This window comes from Gillisella taibaishanensis (assembly GCF_001938985.1).
In the GTDB taxonomy this organism is placed as follows: Bacteria; Pseudomonadota; Alphaproteobacteria; order Rhizobiales; family Rhizobiaceae; genus Allorhizobium; species Allorhizobium taibaishanense.
Window position 1 is genome coordinate 1 of record NZ_MKIN01000009.1, and the last position, 4,873, is coordinate 4,873.

Genomic DNA, 4,873 nt, shown 5'->3' on the forward strand with positions numbered 1-4,873 from the left:
CCTGACGCAGGAAACCGAGAACCTCGCACAGATGGTGCAGCGTTTCCGCACCAATGCCGGTGGCGGTTACGGCCAGCAGCAACGCTACGCAATGGCCTCTTAAAGCGATCCCATATTTGAAAGCCGACTACCCGCCCATGGCGGGTAGTTACACTTTACAGCGCCGTTCGTTTTATAAAACGCATCAATCACGCTGTAACATTTTCAATCTGCTGCCGTGCACTTGTGCCGGAAAGCCCGCGCGACACCTTCCCTGGCTTATCGGGCTCTGCGCCTCGCTGGTACGCATACATTTTCTGATAGTTTTCAAATTGATGCGGGCGCCATTCCAATTTTTAGGGCGCGCCTTTTCGTAAATGCTCAGACGCGCTCCTTCAGATCAAATCGACCAAGCGCGCTGGTTCACCTGGGTTTATTAGATATTCTTTAGAAAATCAGAAGTAAGCTCTCCGCAACATTACAATCTTTTGGTGTTCGAGATGAAAATGCCAGTAAAGTCCGTGTCCGGAAAACTTCTGCTTGCTGTCGGCGTAACCATTGCATTGGCGATCGGCAATTTTGCGATCGTCGGCGTGGTCGTAACCAAAAATCAATTGCACGGTCAGGTCATTAACAAGGCCAGCGAAAAATCCGAGACGGCATCCAAACAGGTGGCCGCTGAAATGGCGAGTGCCATTTCCACCGGCAGCAGCATGGCGGCTGCGGTTTCAGGATTGATGGAAGCCGGTGGCCGTAGCCGCGCAGACATACTCGCCCTCCTCAAGGCGGTTGCCCAGCAGTCGAAAAGCGTGTCCAGCACCTGGATGGTGGAATTGCCGGATGGCCCGGCGGCCACGGCCCTTCAGGGCACCGACGCCAGCGACGCCCAGGGCCGTTTTACAGCGCAGTGGAGCAGGGATGACGGCGGCAAGCTGACGCTGACATCAAGGTCCGTGCGGCCTGGCGATGCCTGGTTTGCCGAACCGTTGAAGACCGGCAAGGGCCTGCTGACAGAACCCAGCCTGTCGAGTTCCGGCCGCCTCGTCACATCGGTGTCGATGCCGGTCACCGTCAACGGCAAGATCGTTGCCCTCGCCGGCCTCGACCTCACGCTTGACGATTTGAACGCCCAGATCGGCGCGTTGATGCCCTTTGAGGGCAGCAGCATGATGATGGTGACGGCCAGCGGCAAATGGATCGTCAATCCCGATGCATCCTTGCGGATGAAAGACTATGCCGGCCCGGGCGCCGCCGAGGTCAAGGCAGCCCTTGGCGATGGGCAATTGCGGGTGATCACCGACCTGCCCAATGGCGCGACCCGCGTCGTCTTTCCCTTTACCGCTCCTGGCCTGAGCAAACCCTGGGCCACTGTGCTTGATATTCCCGAGAAGGTGATAACCGGTTCGATCAACGAACAGGTGAAGGGCATCACCATCAGTTTCATCGTCAATCTGGTGCTTGGCCTCGGCCTTATTTACATCGTTTGCGTCTATGTGGTGCGCCGGCCCCTCAGCCAGGTGCTGGCCGACGTGCGCAGCATGGGCACTGGCGATTATGACAAGTCTGTTGCCGGCACCGCCCGCGGCGACGAATTCGGCACGCTGGCCAAGGCGCTTGAACAATTTCGCCTCGATCTTGCCGCCGGCCGGCTATCGCGGCAGGACCAGGAGCGGATGCGCCAGAGCGCGGAGCAGGATCGCGAACGTCAGGTCGCTCTCGACAAAGCCAAGGCCGATCAGCTGGTGCAGTTCGTGCAGCAGGTCCAGGCTGGTTTCAATGCGCTTGCGGCCGGCGATCTGACCATCCGTATGCAGGAAAGCGTCGCCCCGGAATTCGAGCCAATCCGCGAAAACTTCAACATCTCGGTGGCAAGCCTTGAAGAAGCGATGAGCGCAGTCATCAACACTGTCGGCACGATCCGCTCCGGGCTTGGTGAAATCTCCGCCGCCGCCAACGATCTGGCCCGCCGGACCGAACAGCAGGCAGCCTCGCTTGAGGAAACTGTTGCAGCGCTCGGTGACGTCTCGCGCGCCGTCGAAGGCACGGCGCAGGGCGCCGGACAGGCTCAAAGCGTGGTCAGCGCCACGCGCGACAATGCCGCCAAGGGCGGCGACATCGTCGCGCGCGCCATCGACGCGATGACCGAGATCCAGGGCTCGTCGGAAAAGATCGGCAATATCATCGGCGTCATCGACGAGATTGCCTTCCAGACCAACCTGCTGGCCCTGAACGCCGGTGTCGAAGCCGCCCGCGCCGGTGAAGCTGGCAAGGGCTTTGCCGTGGTTGCACAGGAAGTACGCGAACTGGCTCAGCGCTCGGCCAATGCCGCGCGCGAGATCAAGGACCTTATTTCCACGTCCAGTGCCCAAGTGCAGACCGGCGTCGCCCTGGTCAGTTCCTCGGGCACGTCGCTGCAGGAGATCGTCGACCAGATTGCGCGGATGAGCGGGACGATCACCCAGATCGCCGATTCCGCCCGCGAGCAGTCGACCTCGTTGCGCGAAGTGACCAATGCCGGCGACATCATGGACAAGGTCACGCAGCAGAACGCCGCCATGGTCGAGGAGACCACCGCAGCCGCCCAAAGCCTCGCCCAGGAAACCGATAACCTTGCGATCATGATGCAGCGCTTCCGCATCGGTGCCGGGGCCAACGGCCGCGCGCGTGACGGTGCGCAAAGAGCAGCACCGAGATATGCAGCGGCCTCCTGATGGCGACGAGATGGTCGAATCTGCCTCTCGCCGACCTGATCCGACCCGAAAGCTTTCCTGTGAGGTGAAAATTTCCCCACAGGAATCATTTTTTCGATAAGTCGCGACAAAATTTGCGCAAGATGGGCGGACTCTTAGACTTTCGTTAGAACCTCCATGCAACCTTATCTGCAAAACCGGTAAATCAAGGGGCATGGGTAATGGGCGTACAGGTTCGGACTGTTTCAGGAAAACTCATACTGGCGGCAGGCGCTGCAATGGCGGCGCTGATTGCCTGCTACACCGCCGTCAGCGGCTGGCAGACGAGCAACCGGGTCAACGATCAGGTTCTGGCGCTGGCCTCTGATAAAGCCGGCTATGTCGCCAACCAGGTGGCCGTGCAAATTACCGATGTCGTCTCGGCCGGTACCAGCGTCGCCGGCAGCCTGTCGGGCCTGATCGAAAACGGCTTGCGCAACCGCACCGACGTGATCGCCATGCTGAAGGGCATTCCCGCCCATTACAAGACCATGTTCGGGGCATGGATGACCGAAGTGCCGGAAGGCCCGCAGGAGTTGAAGCTGCAGGGCAGCGAAGGCGCCAACAAGATCGGCATTTTCGCCGCCTACTGGACCAAGGATGACGCTGGCAACCTGGAGTTCTCCACCTGGGTCAGCAAGCCGGAGGAACAATGGTATGCCGAGCCACTGAAGACCGGCAAGGGCCTGATCACCCAGCCTTATATCTCGACGACAGGCAAGCTTCTGACCTCGGTCTCCAGCCCCGTCTTCGTCAAAGGCAAGATTGTCGGCCTCGCCGGTGTGGACGTGCAGTTGGGCGACCTCTCGGCAACGATCAGCTCCATGTCGCCCTTCGACGGTGGCAAGGTGATGCTGCTGGCCGACAACGGCAACTGGCTGGTGAACCCTGACAAGGCCAGCCTGATGAAACCCTATGGCGAAGCCGGCGCTGACCAGGTCAAGGCAGCGCTTGGCGATGGCAAGATGCGGATCATCCGCGGTCTGCCGGATGGCGCCACACGGCTGATCTATCCCTTCACCGCGCCGGGCATGAACAAGACCTGGGCCGCCGTGCTCGACGTTCCCGCCAAGACCTTCTCGGAACCTGTCGTGGCCCAGGTGACATCGACGGCGATCGGCGGCGTGCTGCTGCTCATCATCGCCCTTGTGATGATCTATGGCGTGTCGATCCTGATCGTGCGCCGGCCGCTGGCCGAGGTCGTTTCCAGTGTCCGCAAGATGGGCAGCGGCGATTACCAGAGCGCAATCAACGGCAAAGACCGCCATGACGAATTCGGCCTGCTGGCCGCAGCGCTCGACAGCTTCCGCCTCGATCTCGCCAATGGCCGCACCATGCAAACCGAACAGGAAAAGCTGCGGGCCAACATGGAAAACGATCGCGAGCGCCAGACCGCGCTGGAACAGGCCAAGGCCGAGGACCTGCGCCAGTTCGTCGAGCAGGTACAGGCCGGCTTCAATGCCCTGGCAGCGGGCGACCTGACGGTCAGAATGTCCACTCATGTTGCGCCGGAATTCGAGGCGATCCGCCAGAATTTCAACACCTCGGTCGCAGCCCTTGAAGAAGCCATGGGCTCGGTCGTGACCACGGTCAGCACCATCCGCTCCGGCCTTGGCGAAATCTCCGCCGCCTCCAACGATCTGGCACGCCGCACCGAACAGCAGGCCGCATCGCTCGAAGAAACCATTGCAGCCCTTGGCGACGTCTCACGCGGCGTCAACGGCACCGCCGAAGGCGCTGGCCGTGCGCAGCATGCCGTCAACGCCGCCCGTGACAATGCTGCCAAGGGTGGCGATATCGTTGCCAAGGCCGTCGACGCCATGACCGCCATCCAGGGCTCGTCGGAAAAGATCGGCAATATCATCGGCGTCATCGATGAGATTGCCTTCCAGACCAACCTGCTGGCTTTGAACGCCGGTGTCGAAGCTGCGCGTGCCGGTGAAGCCGGCAAGGGTTTTGCTGTCGTCGCCCAGGAAGTGCGAGAACTTGCCCAGCGCTCGGCCAATGCGGCGAAGGAGATCAAGTCCTTGATCTCGACGTCAAGCGCCCAGGTGGAAACCGGCGTCGGCCTTGTCACGGCGTCCGGTACGTCGCTGAAGGAAATCGTCGAGCAGGTCGTAGCCATGAGCTCAACGATCACAGAGATCGCCAATGCCGCCCGCGAA

Annotated in this window: 2 protein-coding genes; both read left to right on the forward strand. The window is 60.8% G+C overall.

The window, feature by feature from the left end; translation table 11 throughout:
- Positions 1-485 precede the first annotated feature (485 nt).
- Positions 486-2,690, forward strand: coding sequence for a methyl-accepting chemotaxis protein (locus BJF91_RS00065; RefSeq protein WP_234801494.1), 2,205 nt, complete (start codon positions 486-488; stop codon positions 2,688-2,690).
- A 200-nt stretch (positions 2,691-2,890) separates the two neighbouring features.
- The coding region (locus BJF91_RS00070; protein WP_075612463.1) for a methyl-accepting chemotaxis protein at positions 2,891-4,873 on the forward strand (1,983 nt) is incomplete at its 3' end.

What these genes read in the sequence shown, in the direction of transcription:
- BJF91_RS00065 (WP_234801494.1), top strand. Translation starts at nt 486, where the DNA reads ATGCCAGTAAAGTCCGTGTCCGGAAAACTTCTGCTTGCTGTCGGCGTA.